Source organism: Pseudomonas canadensis, assembly GCF_000503215.1.
GTDB classification, from domain to species: domain Bacteria; phylum Pseudomonadota; class Gammaproteobacteria; order Pseudomonadales; family Pseudomonadaceae; genus Aquipseudomonas; species Aquipseudomonas canadensis.
Window position 1 is genome coordinate 274,128 of sequence record NZ_AYTD01000011.1, and the last position, 23,908, is coordinate 298,035.

At 59.3% G+C, this 23,908-nt stretch carries 17 protein-coding genes; 7 read left to right on the plus strand and 10 right to left on the minus strand.

Annotation, left to right across the window (positions count from 1 at the left end; all coding sequences use genetic code 11):
• Positions 1 to 43 precede the first annotated feature (43 nt).
• From U367_RS0106295 to U367_RS0106310, 4 genes are read right to left on the minus strand one after another with little or no spacing between them, the layout of a single operon-like run.
• Positions 44 to 817, minus strand: coding sequence for an enoyl-CoA hydratase (locus U367_RS0106295; RefSeq protein ID WP_028616178.1), 774 nt, complete (start codon positions 815 to 817; stop codon positions 44 to 46).
• An 11-nt stretch (positions 818 to 828) separates the two neighbouring features.
• The gene (locus U367_RS0106300) at positions 829 to 1,956 is read right to left on the minus strand and encodes an acyl-CoA dehydrogenase (RefSeq protein WP_028616179.1); all 1,128 of its coding nucleotides are present in this window, start codon (positions 1,954 to 1,956) and stop codon (positions 829 to 831) included.
• 9 nt (positions 1,957 to 1,965) lie between these two features.
• Positions 1,966 to 3,150 (minus strand): acetyl-CoA C-acyltransferase, encoded by a 1,185-nt coding sequence (locus U367_RS0106305; RefSeq protein WP_028616180.1) that lies wholly within the window; start codon positions 3,148 to 3,150, stop codon positions 1,966 to 1,968.
• Between the two features lie 12 nt (positions 3,151 to 3,162).
• Positions 3,163 to 3,930, minus strand: coding sequence for an SDR family NAD(P)-dependent oxidoreductase (locus U367_RS0106310; protein WP_028616181.1), 768 nt, complete (start codon positions 3,928 to 3,930; stop codon positions 3,163 to 3,165).
• A 201-nt stretch (positions 3,931 to 4,131) separates the two neighbouring features.
• On the opposite strand from U367_RS0106310, the gene U367_RS0106315 reads away from it, so the two are divergent.
• From U367_RS0106315 to U367_RS0106335, 5 genes are all read left to right on the plus strand, one after another.
• Positions 4,132 to 5,025 (plus strand): bestrophin family protein, encoded by an 894-nt coding sequence (locus tag U367_RS0106315; protein ID WP_028616182.1) that lies wholly within the window; start codon positions 4,132 to 4,134, stop codon positions 5,023 to 5,025.
• 70 nt (positions 5,026 to 5,095) lie between these two features.
• Positions 5,096 to 6,154, plus strand: a complete 1,059-nt coding sequence (locus tag U367_RS0106320; RefSeq protein ID WP_028616183.1) for a tetratricopeptide repeat protein — start codon at positions 5,096 to 5,098, stop codon at positions 6,152 to 6,154.
• Between the two features lie 144 nt (positions 6,155 to 6,298).
• Positions 6,299 to 7,798, plus strand: a complete 1,500-nt coding sequence (locus U367_RS0106325; protein WP_028616184.1) for an ATPase domain-containing protein — start codon at positions 6,299 to 6,301, stop codon at positions 7,796 to 7,798.
• The gene (locus tag U367_RS0106330; protein WP_028616185.1) at positions 7,798 to 9,513 is read left to right on the plus strand and encodes an ATP-binding protein; all 1,716 of its coding nucleotides are present in this window, start codon (positions 7,798 to 7,800) and stop codon (positions 9,511 to 9,513) included. Before U367_RS0106325 ends, U367_RS0106330 begins: the two co-directional genes overlap by 1 nt.
• 116 nt (positions 9,514 to 9,629) lie before the next feature.
• Entirely contained in the window at positions 9,630 to 14,405 is a 4,776-nt protein-coding gene (locus tag U367_RS0106335; RefSeq protein WP_028616186.1) for a hypothetical protein, read from the plus strand.
• A gap of 25 nt (positions 14,406 to 14,430) precedes the next feature.
• Here the strand turns inward: U367_RS0106335 and U367_RS0106340 are convergent, their stop codons facing one another.
• The 5 genes from U367_RS0106340 to U367_RS0106360 form a co-directional block, all read right to left on the minus strand.
• A complete protein-coding gene (locus U367_RS0106340; protein WP_027605876.1) occupies positions 14,431 to 14,808 on the minus strand; it encodes a response regulator in 378 nt (125 codons plus the stop codon).
• A 78-nt stretch (positions 14,809 to 14,886) separates the two neighbouring features.
• Positions 14,887 to 16,080 carry a hybrid sensor histidine kinase/response regulator gene (locus U367_RS0106345; RefSeq protein WP_028616187.1) on the minus strand — a complete coding sequence of 398 codons (1,194 nt, stop codon included), beginning with the start codon at positions 16,078 to 16,080 and terminating at the stop codon, positions 14,887 to 14,889.
• The gene (locus U367_RS0106350) at positions 16,074 to 16,679 is read right to left on the minus strand and encodes a chemotaxis protein CheB (RefSeq protein WP_028616188.1); all 606 of its coding nucleotides are present in this window, start codon (positions 16,677 to 16,679) and stop codon (positions 16,074 to 16,076) included. The genes U367_RS0106345 and U367_RS0106350 overlap by 7 nt, the downstream gene beginning before the upstream one ends.
• Positions 16,676 to 17,506, minus strand: coding sequence for a CheR family methyltransferase (locus tag U367_RS0106355; RefSeq protein WP_012724198.1), 831 nt, complete (start codon positions 17,504 to 17,506; stop codon positions 16,676 to 16,678). The genes U367_RS0106350 and U367_RS0106355 overlap by 4 nt, the downstream gene beginning before the upstream one ends.
• Positions 17,507 to 21,004, minus strand: a complete 3,498-nt coding sequence (locus tag U367_RS0106360) for a response regulator (RefSeq protein ID WP_028616190.1) — start codon at positions 21,002 to 21,004, stop codon at positions 17,507 to 17,509.
• Positions 21,005 to 21,244: 240 nt separating this feature from the next.
• Here U367_RS0106360 and U367_RS0106365 point away from each other — a divergent pair, with 240 nt between their 5' ends.
• Both U367_RS0106365 and U367_RS0106370 read left to right on the plus strand, forming a co-directional pair.
• A complete protein-coding gene (locus tag U367_RS0106365; protein ID WP_028616191.1) occupies positions 21,245 to 21,604 on the plus strand; it encodes a response regulator in 360 nt (119 codons plus the stop codon).
• Between the two features lie 163 nt (positions 21,605 to 21,767).
• Positions 21,768 to 23,168 carry a DUF1254 domain-containing protein gene (locus U367_RS0106370; RefSeq protein WP_028616192.1) on the plus strand — a complete coding sequence of 467 codons (1,401 nt, stop codon included), beginning with the start codon at positions 21,768 to 21,770 and terminating at the stop codon, positions 23,166 to 23,168.
• Between the two features lie 49 nt (positions 23,169 to 23,217).
• Here the strand turns inward: U367_RS0106370 and U367_RS0106375 are convergent, their stop codons facing one another.
• Positions 23,218 to 23,889: a DUF3313 domain-containing protein gene (locus tag U367_RS0106375; protein ID WP_028616193.1), complete on the minus strand. Its 672-nt coding sequence runs from the start codon at positions 23,887 to 23,889 to the stop codon at positions 23,218 to 23,220.
• Positions 23,890 to 23,908: the final 19 nt, after the last annotated feature.

Genomic DNA, 23,908 nt, shown 5'->3' on the forward strand with positions numbered 1-23,908 from the left:
AAGCCCGCTCCCACATTTGAGCTCTAGTGTTCACACAACCGCGTTACTTGTCCTTGAACTCGGGCGCACGCTTGGCCACAAACGCCGCCATGCCTTCCTTCTGATCCTGCGTCGCGAACGCTGCATGGAACACCCGGCGCTCAAAGCGCACGCCTTCCGACAGGCTCACTTCAAACGCACGGTTCACGCTTTCCTTGACCATCATGCTGATAGGCACTGACTTGCCAGCAATCAGAGTCGCGACTTTCAGCGCCTCTTCCAACAGCTCATCAGCCGGGACGATACGCGCGACGATCCCGCAGCGCTCGGCTTCTTCCGCGTCGATAAAACGCCCGGTCAGGCACATTTCCATGGCCTTGGCCTTGCCCACGGCACGGGTCAGGCGCTGGGTGCCGCCCATGCCCGGCAGTACGCCGAGGTTGATTTCCGGCTGGCCGAACTTGGCGCCGTCGCCTGCCAGGATAAAGTCGCACATCAAGGCCAGTTCGCAGCCGCCACCCAGGGCAAACCCGTTGACGGCGGCAATGATCGGCTTGCGGCGGTTGGCCACGCGGTCGCTGTCGCTGAACAGGTCATCAAGGTAGATCTGCGGGTAGGTCAGCTCGGCCATTTCCTTGATGTCGGCACCGGCAGCGAAGGCTTTCTTGGAGCCAGTCAGCACAATGCAACCGATTTCCGGGTTGGCTTCCAGGCCATCCAGTGCCTGGTTCAATTCACTGACCAGTTGCGCGTTGAGAGCGTTCAAGGCTTGCGGGCGATTGAGGGTAATCAGCCCGACGCGGCCTTGGACGTCGAGCAAAATGGTTTCGTAACTCATGTATCGGCTCCTTAGAGATTGCGTGAGATGACCATGCGCTGGATATCGCTGGTGCCTTCGTAAATCTGGCAGACCCGCACGTCGCGGTAGATCCGCTCCAGGGGGAAGTCGCTCAGGTAACCGTAACCGCCCAGGGTTTGCAAGGCGGCCGAACAGACTTTCTCGGCCATTTCCGAGGCGAACAGCTTCGCCATCGAGGCTTCCACCAGCGCTGGCTTGCCGCTGTCACGCAGGGCGGCGGCGTAATGCACCATCTGCCGGGCGACCGCAATTTGCGTGGCCATGTCCGCCAGGCGGAAGGCCACGGCCTGATGTTCAATGATCGGTTTGCCGAAACTTTCACGCTCACGGGCGTAGTCGCGGGCGGCTTCAAAGGCGGCGCGGGCCATGCCCACCGCTTGTGAAGCAATACCCACGCGGCCGCCCTCAAGGTTGGCCAGGGCAATCTTGTAGCCTTCGCCCTCCTCCCCAAGACGGTTGGCGACTGGCACCTTCACCTCCTCGAACAGAATCTGACAGGTGTCGGACGCATGCTGGCCGAGCTTGTCCTCGACCCGCGCCACGCTGTAGCCCGGCGAATCGGTCGGCACGATGAACGCGCTGATCCCGCGTTTGCCCGCCGTCGGATCGGTCACAGCAAACACAATCACCACCCCGGCGTTTTGCCCAGAGGTGATGAACTGCTTGCAGCCATTAAGCACGTAATGGTTACCTTCCAGGCGTGCACGGGTTTTCAGGCTGCTGGCGTCGGAACCGGCCTGGGGCTCGGTCAGCGCGAAGGCACCGAGCATGGCGCCGCTGGCCAGGGGCTTGAGGAATTGTTCTTTCTGCTGGTCGTTGCCGAACTTGAGGATCGGCACGCAGCCTACCGAGTTGTGCACGCTCATGATGGTGGAGCAGGCGCCGTCACCTGCGGCGATTTCTTCCAGGGCCATGGCGTAGGCCAGGTAGCCGGTGTCGCAACCGCCCCACTGTTCCGGCACCAGCATGCCGAAGAAGCCCAGTTCGGCCATTTCACCGATGGCTTCCTTGGGAAAGCGATGCTCGCGGTCCCATTCGGCGGCAAAGGGTTTCAGGCGCTCCTGGGCAAATTGCCGGGCCGCGTCGCTGATTTGCAGTTGTTCGTCATTGGGCAGCATGGTCAGTCCTTAGTACAGGCATTCAACAGCCATGGCCGTGGCTTCACCACCGCCGATACAAATGGCTGCGACGCCACGCTTGAGGCCGTTCTGGCGCAGGGCCGAAAGCAGCGTCACCAGGATCCGCGCACCAGAGGCGCCGATCGGATGGCCCAGGGCACAGGCGCCGCCGTGGATATTGACCTTGGCGTGGGGGATTTCCAGCTTGCTCATGGTCACCAGGCTGACCACGGCGAAGGCTTCGTTGATCTCGAACAGATCCACCTCATCCAGGTTCCAGCCGGTCTTGGTCATCAATTTGCGGATAGCGCCCACCGGCGCCACCGGGAACAATCCTGGCTCATCGGCAAATGCCGCATGCCCACGGATCACTGCCAAGGGCCTGAGGCCACGTTGCTGCGCCTCGGACTGACGCATCAGCAGTAAGGCCGCTGCGCCATCGGAAATCGAGCTGGAGTTGGCCGCCGTTACCGTGCCGCCTTCACGGAACGCCGGTTTCAGGCTGCTGATCTTGTCCAGCTTGGCCTTGGGCGGCTGTTCGTCATGCAGGATGGTTTTCTGCTCCTTGCCCACGGTGACCTGCACCGGAACGATCTCGGCGGCAAAATTGCCATGGGAGATCGCTTCCTGCGCGCGGGTCAGGGACGCAATGGCAAACGCATCCTGGGCCTCGCGGGTAAAACCGTTGTGCAGGGCACAGTCCTCGGCAAAGGTGCCCATCAGGCGGCCTTTGTCGTAGGCATCTTCCAAGCCGTCGAGGAACATGTGGTCCAGCACCTTGCCGTGGCCCATGCGGTAGCCACTGCGGGCGCGGTCGAGCAGGTACGGTGCGTTGGACATGCTTTCCATGCCACCGGCAATCACCACGTCGACGCTACCGGCCAGCAGCGAATCATGGGCCAGGATCACGGCTTCCATGCCCGAGCCGCACATCTTGTTGAGGGTGGTGCAGCGCGTGGCCTTGTCCAGCCCGGCGCCCAACGCCGCCTGGCGTGCGGGTGCCTGGCCGAGGCCTGCGGGCAGGACGCAGCCGAACAGCACTTCATCCACGGCATCGGTGGCGATACCGGCCCTGTCGACGGCCGCACGAATCGCGGCGGAACCCAGCTGCGGCGCGGTCAGGCCCTTGAGGTCACCCTGGAAGCCACCCATGGGCGTGCGCACGGCGCTGACAATAACGATGGGATCGGTCATGGAAAATCCTCCTTACTTGGCTGCCATGCGCAAGGCACCGTCGAGACGGATCACCTCGCCATTGAGCATGCTGTTTTCAATGATGTGCCGCACCAGCGCGGCGTATTCGGCGGGTTTGCCCAGGCGTGGCGGGAATGGCACGCCGGCCGCAAGGGAATCACGGACTTCCGGGGTCATGCCAGCCATCATCGGCGTCTCGAAAATGCCGGGCGCGATGGTCATGACGCGGATGCCAAAACGCGCCAGTTCACGCGCGGCCGGCAGGGTGAGGCTGGCGATGGCGCCCTTGGACGCGGAATACGCCGCCTGGCCGATCTGACCGTCAAACGCGGCAACGGAGGCGGTGTTGATGATCACACCGCGTTCGCCGTCGGCATTCGCCTCGGTTTCGGCAATGGCAGCGGCCGCCAGGCGCAACAGGTTGAAACTGCCGATCAGGTTGACGTTGATCACTTGGGCGAAGCTGGCCAGGCCATGGGGGCCGTTCTTGCCGAGGATTTTCTCGCCACGCACTACGCCGGCGCAGTTCACCAGCCCATGCAACCCGCCAAAGGCTGCAACGGTGGCCTGTACGGCGGCTTCGGCGGCCGCTTCCTGGCTGATATCCGCCACGCTGCTACGGGCATTCGCGCCCAACTGCTGGGCCTTGGCCGCCACGGCATCGGCGTTGAGGTCTACCAGCATCACCTTGGCGCCTGCCGCTACGAGCATTTCAGCGGTGGCCGCACCCAGGCCGGAAGCGCCGCCGCTGACCAGGAAGATCTTGTTTTCAATCTGCATTGTTATTCTCTTTAACGGTCCGAATCGTCGAAATAGTCGCCCCAGAGCGCCACTGCGGCAATGGTCAAAGCCCTCAACCTGCCTGACTGGTTTGGCCAGTCATCGACCCCGCCGATCAGCCAGTCAGCCCAAGCGATTGGACGGGCGCAGTGCGTGCTTCTAACCTGATGGGCTGCACCAACACAGAAGCTCGCCCCCTGAATGATAGTCCGACCCAAACCCAACCTCCTGGGCATCCTGTTTTCCCTCAAGGGTTCGATAGCCAAGCGCATCGCCCTGCGCAGCCTGTTAGTCACCCTGCTGGCCTCGGTGATCGTGCTGGTGGAAACCCTGCACCCGGCGTATTTTTCCAAGGTCAATGCCACGCCGTTCACCTTGCTCGGGCTGTCGCTGTCGATCTTCATGAGCTTTCGCAACAACGCCTGCTATGACCGTTGGTGGGAGGGCCGCAAGCAACTGGGGCAGATGATCATCGATGTGCGCTCGTTGATCCGCGAAACCCAGGTGCTGCGGGACCCGGCCGAGCGTGCGGGTTTGCTGCGCAGCGTGTGCGGCTTCGCCCATGGCCTGGTCGCACGGCTGCGCCATGAAGATGAAGCCCAGGCCATAAAGCCGTGGAGCCAGTTCCAGGCCAACCATCCCAACCTGCCCGACAACCTGCTGCAACAGGTCGGCGCACGGTTTTGCGCATTGGCCGAGCAAGGCGTGATCAGCGAATGGCGCTACACACAGTGGGAGGCGCGCCTGGTCAGTCTCAGCCAGGTGCAGGCGTCCTGCGAGCGGATCAAGAGCACGCCGCTGCCCTTTCCCTATACCTTGTTGCTGCATCGCACTATCTACCTGTTCTGCATCTTGCTGCCGTTCGCCATGGCCGAGCCGTTGGGTTGGTTGACGCCTGTGTTCACGGCCATCGTCAGCTACACGTTTTTCGGCCTCGATGAAATCGGTGATGACCTGGAGGACCCGTTCGGCTTTGACGAAAACGACCTGCCCTGCAATGCCCTCCTGCGCACTCTGGAGCGCGAAGTATTGGCCGCCCTCGGTGAAACCGATCTGCCACCGCCTTTGGAGCCGGTGGAATACGTGCTGACCTGATGCGGGTTTGACACCTGCCGTGGTCTGACCGAAGCTGACGGCTTTGCTGCCCACGCTTTCGGACGCCTGCATGTCAAAGTCACGCCGTTACTCCCTCGTCGGCCTGTGCGCCCTGTTGTTGATTGTGCTGATCACCTGGTATTTCTCTCGCTCCACCCCGGTGGCTGTAGCGCCCGCTATTGCCCATGGTTACTCCAAGGCCCTGAAACAGGCGCGTAACGGCGAGCCTGGGGCGGCGCGGGTGTTGTACCAGCAACTGGGCCGGCCGGACCTGTCCCCCGAGCGCCGCGCTGCGTTGCATGCTGAGTTGCCTAACTATCCCAGTCCCCAGGCCCTGAAGCTGGCAGACAAAGACTTGGCCAGCGAGTCGCCCCTGGTGCGCGAGGCCGCCATTCACAGTATTGTCGGCCTGGTCCCGACCGGTCAGCGCACGCTGTTGCTCGGCCCCGTGCTGGACGATCCCGAGGAGGAGGTACGGTTTGCCGCCGCCAACGCGTTGCTCGGTTTATCGCCAGATACCTTGGGCCTCTATTTTGGTCCGTTGCAGCAGGTACTGGACGAGTTCGTGAAAAAACTCAAGGCCCAGCCCGAAACGGCCGAAGGCTGGATTCAACTGGCACGCCTGTACATCCACAGCGCGCTGTTGCCGGAGGCGCAAAATGCCCTGGAACAGGCGATGCGCCTGCAGCCAGACAACCTGCAAGCCGTCGTCGCGCAGATCGAACTGCTGGATAAACAAGGGAAGACCGATGAGTCCCGCCAGTTGCTCGCGCGTCAGTTGTCCGCGCACCCCGAGTCGGCCTACCTGCAGCACGCGTTGGGCATTTGGCTGTTGCACCACGGCGAGCGGCCCTATGCACTGCTCGGTCTGTCCAAGGCCGTTGAGCTGGAACCGGACAATCAGGACTATCGCTACGACCTCGCCACTACCCTGCACGCCCAGGAAGAACTGGAGGCGGCCCAGCGCCAACTGGAAGAAATCATCCAGCGCCACCCCGCCAATCGCAAGGCACGGGTGTTGCTGATCAATTACTGGAAGGAAAGCGGTCAGTTGCAGAACGTCCAGGTCCTGCTGGCGCAGCTTGAGCAACAGAATCCGGATGATCCGGCGTTGCAGCAAGGCCTGTAGGTCCAGGCTGAAAACGTGTAAACCCAAGCCATCGTTGCACAAACTTTACGAAACGTTGAACCGCTAAAGGCCACTACGGTCAAGTAAATATGGCGCACCAAGAGCGGCGCGCCCCTCTATTTGAACGTGACCTGAGGGCACTCCTTGTCTACATCCAACGAGCTGTTCAGTGAAAAGGCCGCCACCGGCATCGAAGGTCTGGATGACATTCTTTCCGGGGGACTATCGCGCAGCCACCTGTTCCTGCTGGAAGGTGAACCAGGCACCGGTAAAACCACCGTCGCCCTGCATTTTCTGCAGGCGGGCGCAAAGAACGGTGAGACTTCGTTGTACATCACCTTGTCCGAGACCGAACGTGAACTGCGTCAAGGTGCCAAATCCCACGGCTGGGACTTGGACGAGAATATCCATATCTTCGAGCTGACCCCACCGGAAAGCCTGCTCAACGCTGAACATCAGCAAAGCCTGCTGTATTCCTCGGACTTGGAACTGGGCGAAGCCACGCGGCAAATCTTCGAGGTGGTTGAGCGGGTCAAGCCGACCCGCGTGGTCGTCGACAGCCTCTCCGAGATCCGCCTGCTGGCGCAGAGTTCTTTGCGTTATCGTCGACAGATCCTGGCGATCAAACATTACTTCGTCCGTTATGACGCAACCGTGCTGCTGCTGGATGACCTGACCACCGAATCCTTGGATAAGACCGTGCACAGCGTGGCCCACGGGGTGATTCGCCTGGAAGAACTGACGCCCAACTACGGCGCCGAACGTCGCCGGGTACGGGTGGTGAAGTACCGGGGCCAGAAGTACCGTGGCGGCTTCCATGACTTCACCATCATGCGAGGTGGTGTGCATGTTTTCCCGCGTCTGGTCGCGGCCGAGCACCGTGGCGGCTACAACCGCGAGACGCTCACCAGCGGCATCCGCGAGCTTGATTCGTTGCTTGGCGGCGGCATCGAGACGGGCTCCAGCAGCCTGATCCTCGGCCCGGCCGGTACAGGCAAGTCGCTGATCTCGATGATTTTCGCCGCCGCCGCCGTGGCCCGTGGCGAAAAGGCGGCGCTGTTCATCTTCGATGAAGAGTTGGGCCTGCTGTTCGAGCGCATGAAGAACATGGGCATCGACCTGGCGGCCTTGCAAGCCACCGGCAATCTGCTGATCGAGCAAGTGGACGCCGCTGAACTGTCTCCCGGCGAGTTCTCCCACCGCGTCCGGCGTTGTGTGGATGAGCGTGGGATCAAGACTGTGGTCATCGACAGCATCAACGGCTATCAGGCCGCAATGCCGGAAGAGAACGCACTGATCCTGCATATGCACGAACTGTTGCTGTACCTGAACCGCAGAGGCGCAGCCACCTTCATGACCGTCGCCCAGCATGGCCTGGTCGGTGACATGCAGGCGCCAGTCGATATTACTTACTTGGCCGATACGGTGATTCTGCTGCGTTACTTCGAGGCACTCGGCGAGGTGCGTCGCGCCATCTCGATTATCAAGAAACGTACCGGCTCCCATGAGGCGACGATTCGTGAGTACCGCATCGGCAGCCGTGGCATGACCGTGGGCGAGCCGTTGAACAACTTCCAGGGTGTCCTGCGCGGCATTCCCACCTACATGGGCGCCGGCTCGCCCCTGCTCAAGGACATGGGCTAGTGACGGTCGTGACACCTGTCTCCGAGCGCGCGATCATCCTCGCGCCGCTGGGACGTGACAGCTCGCTTGCGCTGATGATGCTCAATGAGGCCGGTTACAGTGGCATCATTGCCAGCGATCTGGGCACGTTGTGCGAGGCATTGGAGCACGGCTGCGGTTTGCTGATCATCGCCGCCGAAGCGCTGCGCGGCGTTGACCTCGATCCCTTGCTGGAGCATTTGCACCAACAACCTGCCTGGTCAGACTTGCCTATTGTCCTGATGACCCACCACGGCGGCAGCGAACAGAACGGTTCATCCCGGTTCAGCGGCTTGCTGGGCAATGTGACGTTCCTGGAGCGTCCGTTCCATCCGGTGACGCTGATCAGCCTGGTCAGCACCGCCCTGCGTGGGCGTCGTCGGCAATACGAAGCACGGGACCGCCTGATAGAACTGAGTGAAAGCGAACTGCGCCTGCAGCGTACGTTGGAAACCCTCGAGCAACAGGTCGAAGAACGCACTGCCCAACTGCGTCACAACGAAGATGCGTTGCGCCAATCGCAGAAGATGGAAGCGGTCGGCCAGTTGACCGGCGGCATCGCCCATGACTTCAACAACATGCTGACCGGCATCATCGGCAGCCTGGAGTTGCTGCGAAGGCGTGTGTCCCGGGGCAAACTGGACGACCTCGACGGCCTGATCGACCTCGGCGTTACCTCGGCCAATCGTGCTGCCGGCCTCACCCACCGGCTGCTGGCGTTCTCCCGCCGCCAATCCCTTGATTCAAAACCTGTGGAGATCAACCAATTGGTCACGTCCATGGGTGAGCTGCTGCAACGCAGCATCAATGAAAGCATCGCCCTGGACATGCGCCTCACCGGCCACCTGTGGACCGCCGAGGCCGACCCCAATCAGTTGGAAAGCGCCCTGCTCAACCTGGTGATCAATGCGCGAGACGCCATGCCCAACGGCGGCAGCCTTACCGTGGAAACCACCAACCGCCACCTCGACAACGTGTTCACGGCCGCTTATGGCACCTTGGAACCCGGTGACTACGTCGAATTGAGTGTCAGCGACACGGGCTGCGGTATTCCGGAAAGTGTGATGGGGCGTGTATTTGACCCGTTCTTCACCACTAAACCGATCGGCCAAGGCACGGGCCTGGGGCTATCGATGATCTATGGCTTCGCCCGCCAATCCCACGGCCACGTCATCATCCACAGTGAAGTTGGCAAAGGCACGACTGTCAGCCTGTTTCTACCTCGATTCATCGGGGAAATCGTCGCGGACGTGGCGGCTGACGCGGCGCTGCTGCCTTTCGCCAATGCGGGAGAAACGGTGTTGATCGTCGAGGACGACCCCGCCGTGCGGGTATTGGTCAGCGCGGTGCTCAAAGAGTTGGGCTATGGCTTTGTCGAGGCCGGTGACGCCAACACTGCGGTGCCGATCATCGAATCCGATCAGCGTATCGACCTGATGATCAGCGATGTCGGCCTGCCTGGCATGAACGGCCGGCAACTCGCCGAAATAGGCCGGCAGATCCGCCCTGACCTCAAGGTGCTGTTCATCACCGGCTATGCCGAACACGCGGCCGTGCGTGGTGGTTTTCTGGACCCTGGGATGCAGTTGATCACCAAGCCGTTCACCTTTGATTTGTTGACGGCGAAGGTGCGGGAAATGATACGGGCGCACAACACAGAGGCAGATCCTCCGCAGACGCAAAGCAATAACAAGTAATAGAGTTTTCGCATTTGGCCGGAATCGATCAAGGGGATAGCGGTACGAACGATTACCACGGGTAATCAGAATCTGTACCCAGTGGGCCTCAGTTCCCAAGATCGAGTCCAAATGCCATGACGATTACGAATAGTTTATCGCGCACCTCGCTGTTGCCTCTCTCCACTCATACTGAGGCGCCTGTAACACAAGCACGCTCTGAAGCCAGACGCGCAGACGTACCCTCTCCGGCTGGCGATGAGTCGTCTCGTGCCCACGGCGATAGTTTACTGGCACAAAACTATGGCAAGGCGTTGAGCGGTTTTACAGGCGTCCCCGTCAACGACAATGCGATTATGGTTGATGTCCCGGCGCACTCCACGTTCGGACAGTGGTGGAAGCAGCTGGGTGAAGCCGCTCAATCGCCCGACTTTATTGCATGGAGACGTGACAGCAGTGCAACTGGCACGATCAAAATACTGCCAACTGCCGGGCGAATCTATTTCCAAACGACAGCGCGTGGTACAGACATCGCCGGAAACGGGGACCCAGCGTGGGCCGCAGTCAGAGGCCCGCTGATGGAAGCCGGTAGGGCCGTCTCCAGCAGAAGCCTGCCCTTCAGCCCGCCACACCCAACGAACATCGATCGCGCACCGGCCTGGCTGGTTGGGCAGTTTTACTTCGAACAGGCGCTGCACTCACCTTCCGCTTTCCAGCAACGCGCAGCCGAGTTGGAGCGCGACAAATCCTTTTCGACGCTGGATCCCGTCGCGTTTTCCAACGTCCACGAGCAACGCAGTGAAGACGCACTCAACCGCCAGAAAACCCTGCTGGGAAATATGCACGACCGGCACGAGGCCGCCAAGTGGCTGGAGAATCTGGGTGAAGAACTGAGGTCGGGCACGCGTGAAGCCTCCACCCTTTCCCAGTATTTGAATGGGACCCCTTTCGAGGCTCATCCCGACTCCTCATATACCCAAGACTGGGGGCGCGCGGGAACTGGCTTGAATACCCTTAAAGATTTACTTGAGTACCATGGGATCAACCTCCCCGGGACTGCTCAAGAGGTGGAAAACCTCAAAATTTACCTGCTGACACCCACCCTCCACAGCCCGATCAATGGCAACTATGGTGGGGCCTTGTCCTGGCCTCAACCCCTTGATGCAGGCAGCCAGCGCCAATTGTTGGCGTTTTTGCTGCACGGCAATGTGGGCGATCTGAACGTCGGGACCACCGGTGGAGTGCTGGAGGCATTGATGCAGGGTGTTGCCATAGATCCGTCCGAACTGCGCAAGCCGCGACAACTGATTGACCGGCTCATTCAGTCACCCAAGGGCCAGGCACTGGGCACTGCGATCCAGGCCAAGTTCGACACACTGTCAGTCAAAGGCAGTATCAACGACTGGTTATTGGCTGCCTTAAACGTGAACGTAGGGGATCTACTGACCCAGCGTGCCTTACCGCAAAAGCACATTTCGGGCTTTGACCTCGCTGGCCAGCAACTCAAAGGCAAGCCGTTATCGGGAACGCTCCAGCGAGTGGCCGACCACTTGTACTACCGCGTACGTGAGGCCTCATCTCCCGAGAGGGCACTGGTTCAAGCACATTTGCGATTGGCCTCGAAGGCGCCGGAGTTACTGGTGAAGGATATTCCGCCGACGCTCACCCACGGCTCTCCTGCCCACGTGAGCTTTAGCACGGCGGTGGCCCGTATCGAGGCGCAGGCGCCTGGTGCGACGGCGACGATGAGTTATGCGGACGTGATGATGTCGGGGGACATTGCGCCCGTCTCCGATGCCCAGCGCAAGATCGAATACGTCAGCCAGTACGAGGCGCTCAAGGAGTGGGGTCTTACTAACAGCATCGTCACAAGCGTCACGTCGCCTGCGGACATGGCAACAATCACCGATGCCTATAACGCGCAAGTAACCGAGTTGCGCGGTGCGTCCGAAGCACAACGCACGCTTGCACCTTCTTCCCGCAAGGAGCTTGCCCTGGCAGCGTTGCGCAAGGCACTGGGGGATGACGTGCGCCTGGAATTGAAATGCATAGTGCTCGACAAATACGACAGGGATCGAGAAGGCCCTTATTCGCTTCTGGACCTGTACATGGAAAACATGCTCCATAACCCGCCAAAAGCGCCGAATGTAAGGGGCAGGTCCAATGGGACCAACGCCTGGCGACTCGCCTCCTATACACCGCCGGCCAGAGGCCGTGGCCGCTCCGAGGCCAATACGCCAAACTTCACGATTGAGGATGTACTGAGTAAGACCAAGGACCTGAAGAACATAACCACAGAGTTTGCGACTCAATACAAAGCCTTTGGCCTTGCCTTGGACAAAAGCGTCGTCACCCAGGTCAAAAACTTGATTGCGCAGTTGCCCCTGGAAGATCGCAAGAATATTGAGTTGGGAAGTATTTCTGCTTTCAGCGAGATGAGAGGTCTGCAAGATATTGCACTTGTGGGCAACGAGCCTAAAGTACAACCGGTCAAGAAGGGCAAGCCTGTTCTGTTGAAAGTCATACGCGACGGAATCCCTCACACGTATGAACTCAATGTTCAGAAAAACACGCTCGAAAAGCGCCGGGACCTGGGTGATTTTCCATCCGGCATCCAGCCCGGCCCTGGTATTTACGACGGCGTGCCACTTAACGTCAATACGCCTTATCGTTCCATGGAACCCATCGCCCTTTCCATTCGCGACGACTTGAGGCAAGAAACAGCGGATGGCGCAGGGCCATTGAATAGCTTCGCCAGCCTGAGAACAACGCTGATCGGCGTAACAGTTGCCAAACATACCAGCACATGGCGATCACTCGAAGCCCAGGCCCGTGGTCTCACGACGTTTGAGTCCGAAGTACCGTTCTACAAGAAACTGGGTGAGATCCTGCTTAACCTGATCCCGTTCAGGTCGGCTATCAACAACTTCATCAATGGCAATATCGGGGAAGGCATCATTGACTTGTCCCTCGATATATTTGGCGTACTGACAGTCGGGGCTGGCACGGCTGGTAAAGTGGCGAAAGTGGCATCCAGTGCCGCCTCTGCGGGAGGCAAGGCCTTACGGATAACAAAATCCGTCGGGCTGGGTGCGGTCAGCCTGGTGAACCCGCTTGACGGTACCGTGGATTTACTGCGAGCGGGTGGACGTGGTGTGGTGAGCGCCGGAAAACGCGTCATCTCCGATGCGGCTCAAGACATCCGACAATTGAAAGGGTTGAACAACTACGATTTAGTGGCCGCAAGCAAACAATTTGATGCAGCTGCGGTGGGAACTTACAAGGCAGGCGGGTCAGTTTCCAATGGCATTGCTGTGCTTCAGGATAATAAATGGTATGCCTTTGATACGGACTCCCTGCGTCCCTATGGCAAAGCACTGGATGACTTCCAACCGTCTATTCGGGGCAACGCACGTGAGCTTGGCGCTTGGGAGACTACAGTTACGTCTCCATCAGCGGCATCTATCCAAGCGCGAAGAGAGTGGGGACGGTTGCTCGATACTCACCAAGGCGATGGGGTGCCCAGTGCAGCGTATAAGCGGGGGTACGATCAAGGCGATCCGCAACGTATTGAGGGCTACACCAACGGCATGAAATCAGAAGACGTCATAAAGCTGGCGATTCGTCCCGGCCGAACGGCAGAGGAAGTCGGTACGTTAGTCCGTCAGCAGGAAAGACTGGCCGTCCAGCATGGGTTCAAGGGCGCACAGATGTTCGACACGCATGTAAATTCCGTGGGCGGCACGTTTACCCCAGTTCCTCAAACGCTTTACCTTAGCCAAACCAACCCGCTTTCCCAGGGGCAATGTGCAGGCCTTTCACGGGCCTTTGCGTCCGCCAAGGCAGAGGGTAAAGAGCGGATCTTTCTTGACAATGTATATGCCGCAGCTGCAAAGCCCACAGAAGAAGCATCGAGAACATTCAAGCGCTCGTTGGCTCGACTACAACAATCCGTGGGCCACCCGGATACGATCCACATCGGCAAGGCACCCCACCAAGTATCCTATCAAGACATGGTGAAAGATTTGGCGCGCGCCGACGGTAACAAGACCTTTATGATCGAGACACCTGACCACGCAATGCTGGCGGGTGTGACGTCGGATGGCACAAATAAAACATTCTTTTTTTACGATCCCAACTATGGCGTTGCCGAGTTCTCGAGCGAAAAGATGATGCGTCGCGGCTTGGATAGAATATTCAATGACAAGAAACTTCCGGCGCCCTATAAAACGCACAGCGCCGATCGCAACACGCTTGAATTCAAGATCAGTGAGTTCGAGGCGTCGTGGATGAGCGCCGCAACCTTTGACACCCGTAACGTCAAAGGGCTTTATGACAAGCGCATTACTGTGCTGAAACCGACCGGCACCACGGATGGAATCCCGACAAGGGAGGCGGCGATTACGAAGCCCCAAGGCGACACTCCCCCCGCCGCCACCTTCCACGAAGTCCACATGTCGGACTATATAAATGTCACCGCCACAGATTCCACCTCGATAATTCGCACTAGGGGGATCAGTGATTGCACGGCCATTGCCGTACTTACCGACCTTAAAGAGGGGATCTACGGCAAGCGCACATTGATGCACTTTCAAGGCGGCGTTCCAAGTACCGAACAATATCGTGTACTCAAAGAGCTGGATGCATCCTTGGCGGGTGGCGGAAAAGTGATTTTCGTGGGAGGCGATCTAAGCAGGTCCACCTCCGGGCTGGGCAGTGCGCTAGGGCAAAGCCATAACGGTGAGACTGTGTTACTGAACATCATGAAGCGACAACCCGCCTCCGCCACGATCGCCACCGCCTCCGGCATTGATGTCAAGCCAGATGGGACGTTTGACCTGATCGAAGGCGGGCATGTGCCTCAGGTGCTTGATTCTCGCGCCAAGGCTGAAGTGTTTGACCGCGCGGACTGAGTCCATTGATTGACACAAGGACGTGTCACGCCAACAACCGCTGTATATGCTCCTGCAACGTATCCAGGTCAAACGGCTTGGCCAGGATAGGCGCGTTGCGCGTGATCGGGCTGTTGCAGTCGAGGATTTCCTGCGGGTAACCGCTGATGAAAATAACCTTCAATTCCGGTCGCAACTTGATCGCCGGCTCGGCAATCTGCACGCCGGAAATCCCGCCCGGCAAACGGTAGTCCGTCACCATCAAATCCAGGTGCGGCTTGGTCGCCAGGATTTCAAAGGCTTGCTCCCCATTGATCGCCTTCAATACCCGATAGCCCAGGCCAGCCAGGTATTCACCCAGCACAAACATAATGGATTCGTCGTCCTCGACGATCAGTACGACATCTTGTGCATCTTCACTCATGGGAGGCCTTAGTCCGGTCAGTTGCTGCAGTTACGACCATGGGGTCACGCAGAGGTTGCGTCGAGGTGACGATTGAATTCATGCCGCGGCCTGCAACGGCAGGCATACCCGGAACAAGGCGCCCTCGCCTATCTGGCTCTCGACCTCGATGGTGCCACCATGGGCTGCAACGATCTGCTCGGAAATGAACAGCCCGAGGCCCAGGCCCGCAGCCACTTGGCTGGCGGACACGCGCTCAAACTGTTGGAAAATACGCTTCTGGTTTTCTTCGCTGATGCCGATCCCATGGTCGCGCACCTCTACCCGCGCCTCGCCATGCTCTCTGTACACGCGCACCTCCACCGGGCTCTTGGCCCCGTAGCGCAGGGCGTTGGTCAGCAGGTTGGTCACTACCTGTTCGATACGGAACTCATCCCAGTTGCCTTCCACCGGGCCGTCGGCAACCAGTATCATGGAAGAATCCGCTGCGGCGACCTGGGGGGCGAAGTTCTCCACCAGATTGCTCACCAATTGGGTCAGGTCGAAGTGGGCCGGACGTATTGACAGCTTGCCGGTGCGGATGCGCGAGACATCGAGCATGTCTTCGATCAGGCGGATCAGGCTCTGGATCTGGCGCTCATCGCGGTCGACCATGGCGTGCATCTTGTCCAGGGTGAACGCGGCGGCATTGTCACGGGCCAGGTGCATCTTGCGCAACTGGGTCTCGAGGATCAGGCCGTTGAGGGGCGTACGCACTTCGTGGGCGACGATCGACATGAAGTCGTCACGCATGCGCACGGCCTGCTCCAGCTCGGCCTGGGTCGCCTGCAGGCGCGTCAGCAGCAGTTCCTGCTCGCGACGGCTGCGCTCCAGGGCCTCGACCTGTTGCTTCATGGCCTTGCTTTGGCGGAACAGGTCGACGAACACGTTGACCTTGCTCTTCACCGCGTGAATATCCAGCGGCTTGTGCAGGAAATCCACGGCGCCGCTCTCGTAACCCTTGAACGCGTAATTGAGTTCGCGGCCGGCCGCGCTGACAAACACGATCGGGATGTTCTTGGTTTTCTCGGTACCGCGCATCAATTCGGCCAGCTCGAAACCATTCATGCCGGGCATCTGCACATCGAGAATCGCCATGGCGAACTCATGCTCCAGCAACAGGGACAAGGCCTCGTCGGCACTCAATGCCTTGAACACATGGCGGTCCTCGCGCTTGATCAGCGCTTCAAGGGCCAGCAGGTTTTCCGGCAGATCGTCGACGATCAGCAGTTTGGCCTGGACAGTACTTAACATGGGGAATATTCCAGGGAAGCCAGCAATGAGCCAATGTGGCTCAGCGTCAGAATGTGGTCGGGTGTGTGGAGCGCCAGGGCTGCAAGGGGCATGACGGCAACGCGTGCTTCTGTGGGCTCTTGCACCACAGTGGTTCCACCTTGTTGCTTGACATGGGCCAAGCCGCGCGCGCCGTCCTGGTTGGCGCCGGTCAACAGAATGGCAAGCAAGCCCGTGCCATAGGCATCGGCGGCGGATTCAAAGAGGTAATCAATCGCCGGCCGCGAGTGGTGCACGCGGTCTTCCTGGCTCAAGGACAGGCTGCGGTCATGCTCGACCGAAAGGTGATAGCCAGGGCCGGCAAAATACAGGGTGCCCGGCTTGATCACTTCCTTGTCACGGGCTTCCACCACGGGCATGGCGACGCGGCGGTCGAACACTTCAGCCAGTTGGCTGCGACGCTCGTCCGGCAAGTGCAGCACGGTGATGATCGGCAAGCCGAAATCGGCAGGCAGCTCGGCGAAAATCGTCAGCAACGCCTCCACGCCACCGGCGGAGGCGCCGATGACGATCGCTTCTATGCCCCGGACCGATGCCGGGCTGGCAGCCGCTTGATTCATAGTTTGCGGTAGATCCGTTCCTGTTTGACCAAGGGTTCGAACTGTTTGCCGTAGGCGGAGAAATCCAGGGTCTCCTTGCTGCCCAGCACCAGGAAGCCGCGATGGCACAGCGACTCATGGAACAATCCAAACGCGCGATCCTGCAATTTTTTATTGAAATAAATCAGTACGTTACGGCACGAAATTAATTGAGTTTCTGAGAATACACTGTCGGTCGCCAAGCTGTGATCGGCAAAGGTGACATTTTCGCGCAGCGTTTTATCGAATATCGCGTAATCGTAAGCCGCGGTGTAGTAGTCGGCAAATGAACGTTGTCCACCGGCCTGCTGATAGTTGGCGGTGTAGGCGCGTACGTTCTCCAGGGAAAAAATACCCTGCTTGGCCTTGTCCAGGGACGCCGGGTTGATGTCGGTGGCGTAGATGATCGTACGCTCCAGCAAACCCTCCTCGCGCAGCAGGATGGCCATGGAGTACACCTCCTCGCCCGTGCTGCAGCCGGCAATCCAGATCTTGATCGACGGGTAAGTCTTGAGCAGCGGTACCACTTCCTGACGGATCGCCAGGAAGTGCGACGGGTCACGGAACATCTCGCTCACCGGAATCGTCAGGAACTGCAGCAACTGCATGAACGCCGCCGGGTCGTGCAGCACACGCTCCTGCAAGGCGGAAATGGTCGCACAATCGAACTGGCGCAAGGCATGGGCCACGCGCCGCTTCACCGACGCCCCGGAGTAATCGCGGAAGTCGTAGCTGTACTTGAGGTAAATCGCCTCGATCAACAGGCGCAGCTCAATGTCGCTGCTTTTTTCCAAGAAACTTCGCTCCACTTAAATGCGTTCCATCTTCGGTAGCCAGACGCGAATCAGTGAGAACAGACGGTCCAGATCAATCGGCTTGGCCAGGTAATCATTGGAACCGGCCGCGAGACAGCGCTCCTGATCGTCCTTCATGGCCTTGGCCGTCACGGCGATGATCGGCAGCTTCTTCCAGCGTGGGTCCTGGCGGATCAAGGCGGTGGCCTCGTAACCGTCCATTTCCGGCATCATCACGTCCATCAGCACCAGGTCGATATCCTCGACTTCATTGAGTTTGTCGATGGCTTCACGGCCATTACGCCCGATCACCACCACTGCACCTTTGTGCTCCAAGGCGCTGGTCAGGGCGAAGATGTTGCGCACATCGTCGTCCACCAGCAGGATTTTACGCCCCTCAAAGACCTTATCGCGGCTGCGGGCGGTCTTGAGCATCTTCTGGCGGTCATGGGACAGCTGGGATTCGACTTTGTGCAGAAAGAGTGTCACTTCATCCAGCAAGCGCTCCGGCGAACGTGCACCTTTGATGATGATCGAGCGCGAATACTTGCGCAGCTCAGCCTCTTCATCGCGGGTCAGGTTGCGCCCGGTGTAGACGATCACGGGTGGGAATGAGCAGATGTCCTCGGTCGCCATGCGCTTGAGCAGCTCGTTGCCAAGCATGTCTGGCAGCTTGAGGTCGATGATCATGCAGTCGTAGATATTCGTGCGCAGCAGGTCCAAGGCAGCCTGGGCGTAGCCCACGTCGGTGATCTCGATGTCATCGTCGCCGATCAGGCGCGCAATGCTGTCGCGTTGCAGGTCATCGTCCTCAACCAGAAGCACGCGCTTGACCTTCTGGGTCAGCTTGGCTTCCAGGCGCGCGAACACGTCCTTGAGCTCTTCGCGAGTGGTCGGCTTGACCGCATAGCCGATGGCGCCCATGTGCATGGCGGCTTCGACGCGGTCTTCCACGGAAATCACGTGCACCGGGATATGCCGGGTGCTGGCATGTTCTTTCAGGCGTTGCAGCACGGTCAGCCCGGAATGGTCCGGCAGGCGCATGTCCAGCAGGATCGCATCGGGTACGTATTCCTCGGCCAGGCTGTAGCCTTCGTCCGCGCCGTGGGCCACCAGGCAGTTGTAGCCCAGCTCATGGGCCAGGTCGAAGAGGATACGGGCGAAGTTCGGCTCGTCTTCCACCACCAGGATGCAGCGCGTGGTGAACGGCGCCTTGTCGCGGTCGTCGGCAAAGCGCGGGATCAGCTTGGCGTCGGCCACTGGCATCGGGGACACCTTCACGGGTGTCGGCGCAGGCGTCACCACCACTTGGCGCGGTTGTTCGATGGGGGCAGCGTCTTCTTCGCGCTCGACATACTGTTCCGGCAGGATCAGCGTGAAAATGCTGCCCTTGCCCGGCTCGCTGGTCACGCTGATGTAGCCTCCCAGCAAGGTCGCCAGGTCGCGGGAAATCGACAGGCCCAGGCCGGTGCCACCGTAGCGACGGTTGGTGGTGCCATCCGCCTGACGGAAGGCTTCGAAGATGCTTTCCTGCTGATCCGGCGCAATGCCAATGCCGGAATCGCGCACGGCAAAGGCAATGCCCTCCCCCGGTGCGCGGGACACTGACAGGCTGACCTCGCCCTGTTCGGTGAATTTGACCGCGTTGGACAGCAGGTTCTTGAGGATCTGCTCCAGGCGCTGGCGATCCGTGAACAACATGCCCGGCGCGCCTTCCTGCACCTCCACCTGGAAGGCCAGTTTGCGATCGGCCGCCAGCGGCTCGAACATGCCACGCAGGCCGTCGACAAGGCGTGCAACGCTGGAATTCTCCGGTCGCATTTCCAGCTTGCCGGCCTCAACCTTGGAGATGTCGAGGATGTCGTTGATCAGGTTGAGCAGGTCATTACCGGCGGAGTAGATCGACTCGGCGAACTTGACCTGTTCAGCGCTGAGGTTTTCCTGGGGGTTCTCGGCCAGCAGCTTGGCCAGGATCAGCGAGCTGTTCAGCGGTGTACGCAGCTCGTGGGACATGTTGGCGAGGAATTCGGACTTGTACTTGCTGGAACGCTGCAGTTCTTCAGCGCGATCTTCCAGCTCAAGTTGAGCCTGGTTCAGTTCAACGTTCTTGCGGTCCATGGCGTCACGTTGTTCGGCCAGGGTTTCGGTCTGCTCGGCCAACTGCTCGTTGGTCTGCTCCAGCTCCGCCTGCTGGGTTTCCAGGTGGGCCTGGGATTCCTTGAGGATGCGTGACTGTTCTTCCAGCTCTTCGTTGGCGGTCTTGAGCTCTTCCTGCTGCACTTGCAGCTCTTCGTTGAGCTGCTGTGTCTCGGCCAGCACTTCCTGCAAGCGCTGGCGATAGCGGGCGGCTTCGATGGAGGTGCCGATATTGCCGGAAATCAGCTCCAGGAGCTCGACGTCGCGCTCTTCCAGAGGGCGCAGGAACCCCAGCTCAAGCACTCCGTTGACCCGCTCGTCATTGTTGGTCGGCACCACCAGTACACTGCGGGTAGCGCTTTCACCCAGGCCGGAGCTGACTTTGAAGTAATCCACCGGAACGTCATCCAGGCGAATCAGGCGACCCAGGTTGGCGGACTGCCCAACGATGCCCTCGTCGCTGTAGATCGACTGTTCCTGCTGCTCCTGCTCGCGGGAGAAACCATAGGTGGCCACGCGCTTGAGGCCGCCATGTTCTTCACGCACGTACAGCGCGGCGACGACCGAGCCCATGTACTGGGCAAAGAATTGCAGGATATTGCGGCCCAGCATGTTCAGGGTGAGCTGGCCGAGCACCTGCTCGGCCAGTTCGGTCTGGCCATTGCGCAGCCAGGCTTGTTGTTCCAGGCGCCGCGCAATCTTCTGTTGTGACGCGAGGTTATCGCTGTAACTCTCTGATAGTGAGATTAAATTCTTGCGTCCGATGTAGGCCAGAAAACCACTCAACCCCAGTACGAACGCCAAGTACAAGGTGACACTGATCACCGTGGTACGGGTAACCTCTTCATTCCGGGAGATGCGAAACTGCTGCTCCATCGCCACCGCGTCGTCGTATTCCTTGCGGATCTCGTCCGTCAGGCGCTTGCCACGACCGGCCTTGACGGCGCTGCGGTAGTCACCGCTCTCACGCTGCATATCAATCATCGACTGGGCGTATTTGTTCCACTCGAGTTGCAGGGCTTCCAAGCGTTTGAGGCGATCCACCTGTTGTGGGTTGTCGGCCACCAGGTCCTGCAAATTGCGCAAATCGGCAATGATGCGCGGCTTGGCCACTTCGTAGGGGTCGAGGAAATGCTCGTCACCCGTGATCAGAAAGCCGCGCATGCCGGTTTCCAAGTCAACGGTCAGCTTGGACGACTCGTTGAGGTTATTGATCACCCGATCGGTGTGTTCAACCCACTGGATCACCGACAACAGATAGGTGATCAGCACTACGAAGAACACCGCGCTGAGCACGCCCACACTCAAGGGCAGCGCGACGTTTCGGCTCAGGAGGTTACGAAAGCTCTTTTCATCGACGGACGACGCTGGAGTCATGGGCATGCCTTGGCCAAGTGTGGAAAAACCGGGAGTTTGCCCCAAAGTGGCTGGCAAGACCATTTTTCTGGAACGGTTTTGTACTGATTCCTATAAAAGAACAGGCTATTCTCTATGGCTTTTCTATCGCATTGTTTTTACGGCCCGCGGGAACTTGTCATGAGTGCGCGCTTACTCAAGGAAGAGGCCTGTCAGAACGGCCGCGTGTAAACCCTCGTCTTTTTTTGGGAATTTCATATTATGTCCGCAGTCACCTCCACCATCCTTGTCGTCGAAGACGATGACATCGTGCGCATGCTCATCGTCGATGTCTTGGAGGAGTTGGAGTTCACTGTGCTGGAAGCAGCCAATGCTGAAGAGGCGTTGGCGCAGGTGCAGAACACCGATAACACCATCGACCTGATGATGACCGACGTCGGCCTGCCGGACATGAACGGCAAGCAACTGGCGACCAAAGTGCGCGCATTGCGCCCTGCACTGCCCATCCTGTTCGCCAGCGGTTATGCCGAGAATATCGACGTGTCTGACGGCATGCAGCTGATCGCCAAACCGTTCTCGATCGATCAATTACGCGTCAAAGTCAAATCGATGCTGCCATAGCATTAATGCCCGTTCGCTCTTGAGTGCCGCCTGCATGGGCGGCATTTTTGCGTCAAACGTACAGAGATTAACGTGACCTTCGGCCAAGAAAACCGGAAACTCAACGCCTCCCCGCGCCACTCAGCCCTATTCTTCAAAACGCACTCACGAAGGACGCAACGACATGATTGGAAAACCGACGCGCCTGCTGTTGGCGAGCCTCTCGATACTCATGAGCACCGGCGTCTGGGCGGACTTCACCGCCACCCCAGGCGAAGCCCGGGCGATCGCCAAGGAAGCCTATCTATACGGCTACCCGGTCGTTGAGATGTACAAGACGCTCTATACCCAGGCCGTTGATCAAGGTGGCACAGGTTTCAAAACGCCGATTAACCGTATTAGTCACTCCGCTCAGGTGCTGGGGCCTAAAGACACGTCGCAACTCAAGCCCAACCCGGACACGCCCTACTCCTTCGTCTGGATGGATCTGCGCAGGGAGCCACTGGTACTGACGTTGCCCCGGATCGAAGACGATCGGTATTACTCAGTGCAGTTGATCGATCTCTATAGCCAGAACATCGCCTACCTGGGTACCCGAAACACTGGAAACAATGGCGGCCACTACATGATCGCGGGGCCTGACTGGAAGGGTCAGCAGCCGGTGGACATAGACCGGGTGATCTATAGCGAAAGCAACCTGGTGTATGCGCTCTACCGCACGCAGTTGTTTGACGAAAAAGACCTGACCAAAGTCAAACAGATCCAGAACGGCTATAAGGTGCAGCCGCTGAGCGGCTACGTGAAACAACCTATGCCGGCCAAGGTGGCTAAAATCGAATGGCCCAAGCCCACGGCAGCCATGACAGACAGCCCGCAACTGTTTCGATACCTGAACTTTATGCTGGCCTACGCCAAGCCTCAGGACAGCGAGAAAGACGTGCTGTCTCGCTTTGCCAAGATCGGCATCGCGCCGGGTGAGCCGTTCAAGGTCGGCCAACTGAGCGCCGAACAACGCAAAGCCCTGGAAGACGGCATCGCAGACGCCAAGGCCGAGTTTGCAGCGTTCAAGAAAGACAAGCTCGATACCCATCAAGTAACCAGTGGTGAACTGCATGGCAGCCGTGACCGCCTGAAAAACAATTACCTGTATCGGTACGCCGGGGCCAACCTGCGCCTGTTCGGCAACTCGCCAGACGAAGTTGCCTACCTGACCTACGCGGTCGACAGCGAAGGCAAGCCGGCCAACGGTGCGCGTCACAGCTACACCGTCCATTTTGCCAAAGACCAACTACCGCCGGCCGATGCGTTCTGGTCACTGACCATGTACGAGGCCAAGACCGGGCAATTGGCGCCCAACCACAAGAAACGCTACCTGATCAATTCGCGGATGCTGCCTAACCTCAAGCGTGATGCTGACGGTGGGCTGACCCTGGCGTTGCAGCACCACGAGCCGCCCAAGGCTGAACAGAGCAACTGGTTGCCCGCACCGCCTGCGCCCTTCTATGCCGTACTGCGCATTTACCTGCCCAAGCCGGAGGTGGCTAACGGCCAGTGGAAACTGCCGCCGTTGACGCCGCTCAAGTAATGCTGCCTGGCCGGCGGTTGTTTTCACAACACGCCGGCCAGCGCTGGGCTCAGTGCTTTTTGAGCTTGACGAACGACTGGTGCAGGTCCGACGCCCAGCCATCGATCACGCCTTTCACATCCTCCGCTTTCATCACTTGCGAATCATTGGCCAGCGGCTTGCCGGTACCTTTGCGCACCACCTGAGCGAGTACCTTGCCGCTGGCGCCGTCGAGAAACTGCGCCTCCGTGCCCAGGGTGGTTTCCTGGTCACGGATGCCAGTGCCGGTACTGACGGCGGCAGCGACCAGTGCGACGGGTACAAACTCATAGGGTTTGAGCCCTTCGGTCTTGCTGCTGACTGCGGTGATGGCCGCGCGCACCACGATCACACCCGGGCCGGGGCCCTCGGCCAGGGGCAGCGACTTGACCAGCTCACGCTTGAGCGCCTGGTTGAAGTAATTGTTGATACCGTGCAGGGTGCTGTCCGGAATTTTCGCCGTTGCCTGGGGTTTGGGGTAAAACTGCGTGGGCTCGATATACACAGCGCTATAGCGCTTTAAATCCAATTGAGGATCGACCCAGCGCATCACTTCAGCGCCGGAAGGCGACTTGGCTTCCTTTAGTTGGCTGTAGTCCGAGAGGAAACCGGAGTATTCATCCGGTTGCGTAATCTTGCTGGCACAACCCGCCAGTCCAAGCGAAGTAATGCACAGCGTGCTGATCAATAGCCTTAGTTTCATCGATGAACTCCCTGGCGGT

Bases quoted from the DNA above. Each gene is read 5' to 3' on its own strand.
- U367_RS0106295 (WP_028616178.1), bottom strand. From the start codon at position 817: ATGAGTTACGAAACCATTTTGCTCGACGTCCAAGGCCGCGTCGGGCTG.
- U367_RS0106300 (WP_028616179.1), bottom strand. From the start codon at position 1,956: ATGCTGCCCAATGACGAACAACTGCAAATCAGCGACGCGGCCCGGCAA.
- U367_RS0106305 (WP_028616180.1), bottom strand. From the start codon at position 3,150: ATGACCGATCCCATCGTTATTGTCAGCGCCGTGCGCACGCCCATGGGT.
- U367_RS0106310 (WP_028616181.1), bottom strand. From the start codon at position 3,930: ATGCAGATTGAAAACAAGATCTTCCTGGTCAGCGGCGGCGCTTCCGGC.
- U367_RS0106315 (WP_028616182.1), top strand. From the start codon at position 4,132: ATGATAGTCCGACCCAAACCCAACCTCCTGGGCATCCTGTTTTCCCTC.
- U367_RS0106320 (WP_028616183.1), top strand. From the start codon at position 5,096: ATGTCAAAGTCACGCCGTTACTCCCTCGTCGGCCTGTGCGCCCTGTTG.
- U367_RS0106335 (WP_028616186.1), top strand. From the start codon at position 9,630: ATGACGATTACGAATAGTTTATCGCGCACCTCGCTGTTGCCTCTCTCC.
- U367_RS0106340 (WP_027605876.1), bottom strand. From the start codon at position 14,808: ATGAGTGAAGATGCACAAGATGTCGTACTGATCGTCGAGGACGACGAA.
- U367_RS0106345 (WP_028616187.1), bottom strand. From the start codon at position 16,080: ATGTTAAGTACTGTCCAGGCCAAACTGCTGATCGTCGACGATCTGCCG.
- U367_RS0106350 (WP_028616188.1), bottom strand. From the start codon at position 16,679: ATGAATCAAGCGGCTGCCAGCCCGGCATCGGTCCGGGGCATAGAAGCG.
- U367_RS0106360 (WP_028616190.1), bottom strand. From the start codon at position 21,004: ATGACTCCAGCGTCGTCCGTCGATGAAAAGAGCTTTCGTAACCTCCTG.
- U367_RS0106365 (WP_028616191.1), top strand. From the start codon at position 21,245: ATGTCCGCAGTCACCTCCACCATCCTTGTCGTCGAAGACGATGACATC.
- U367_RS0106370 (WP_028616192.1), top strand. From the start codon at position 21,768: ATGATTGGAAAACCGACGCGCCTGCTGTTGGCGAGCCTCTCGATACTC.
- U367_RS0106375 (WP_028616193.1), bottom strand. From the start codon at position 23,889: ATGAAACTAAGGCTATTGATCAGCACGCTGTGCATTACTTCGCTTGGA.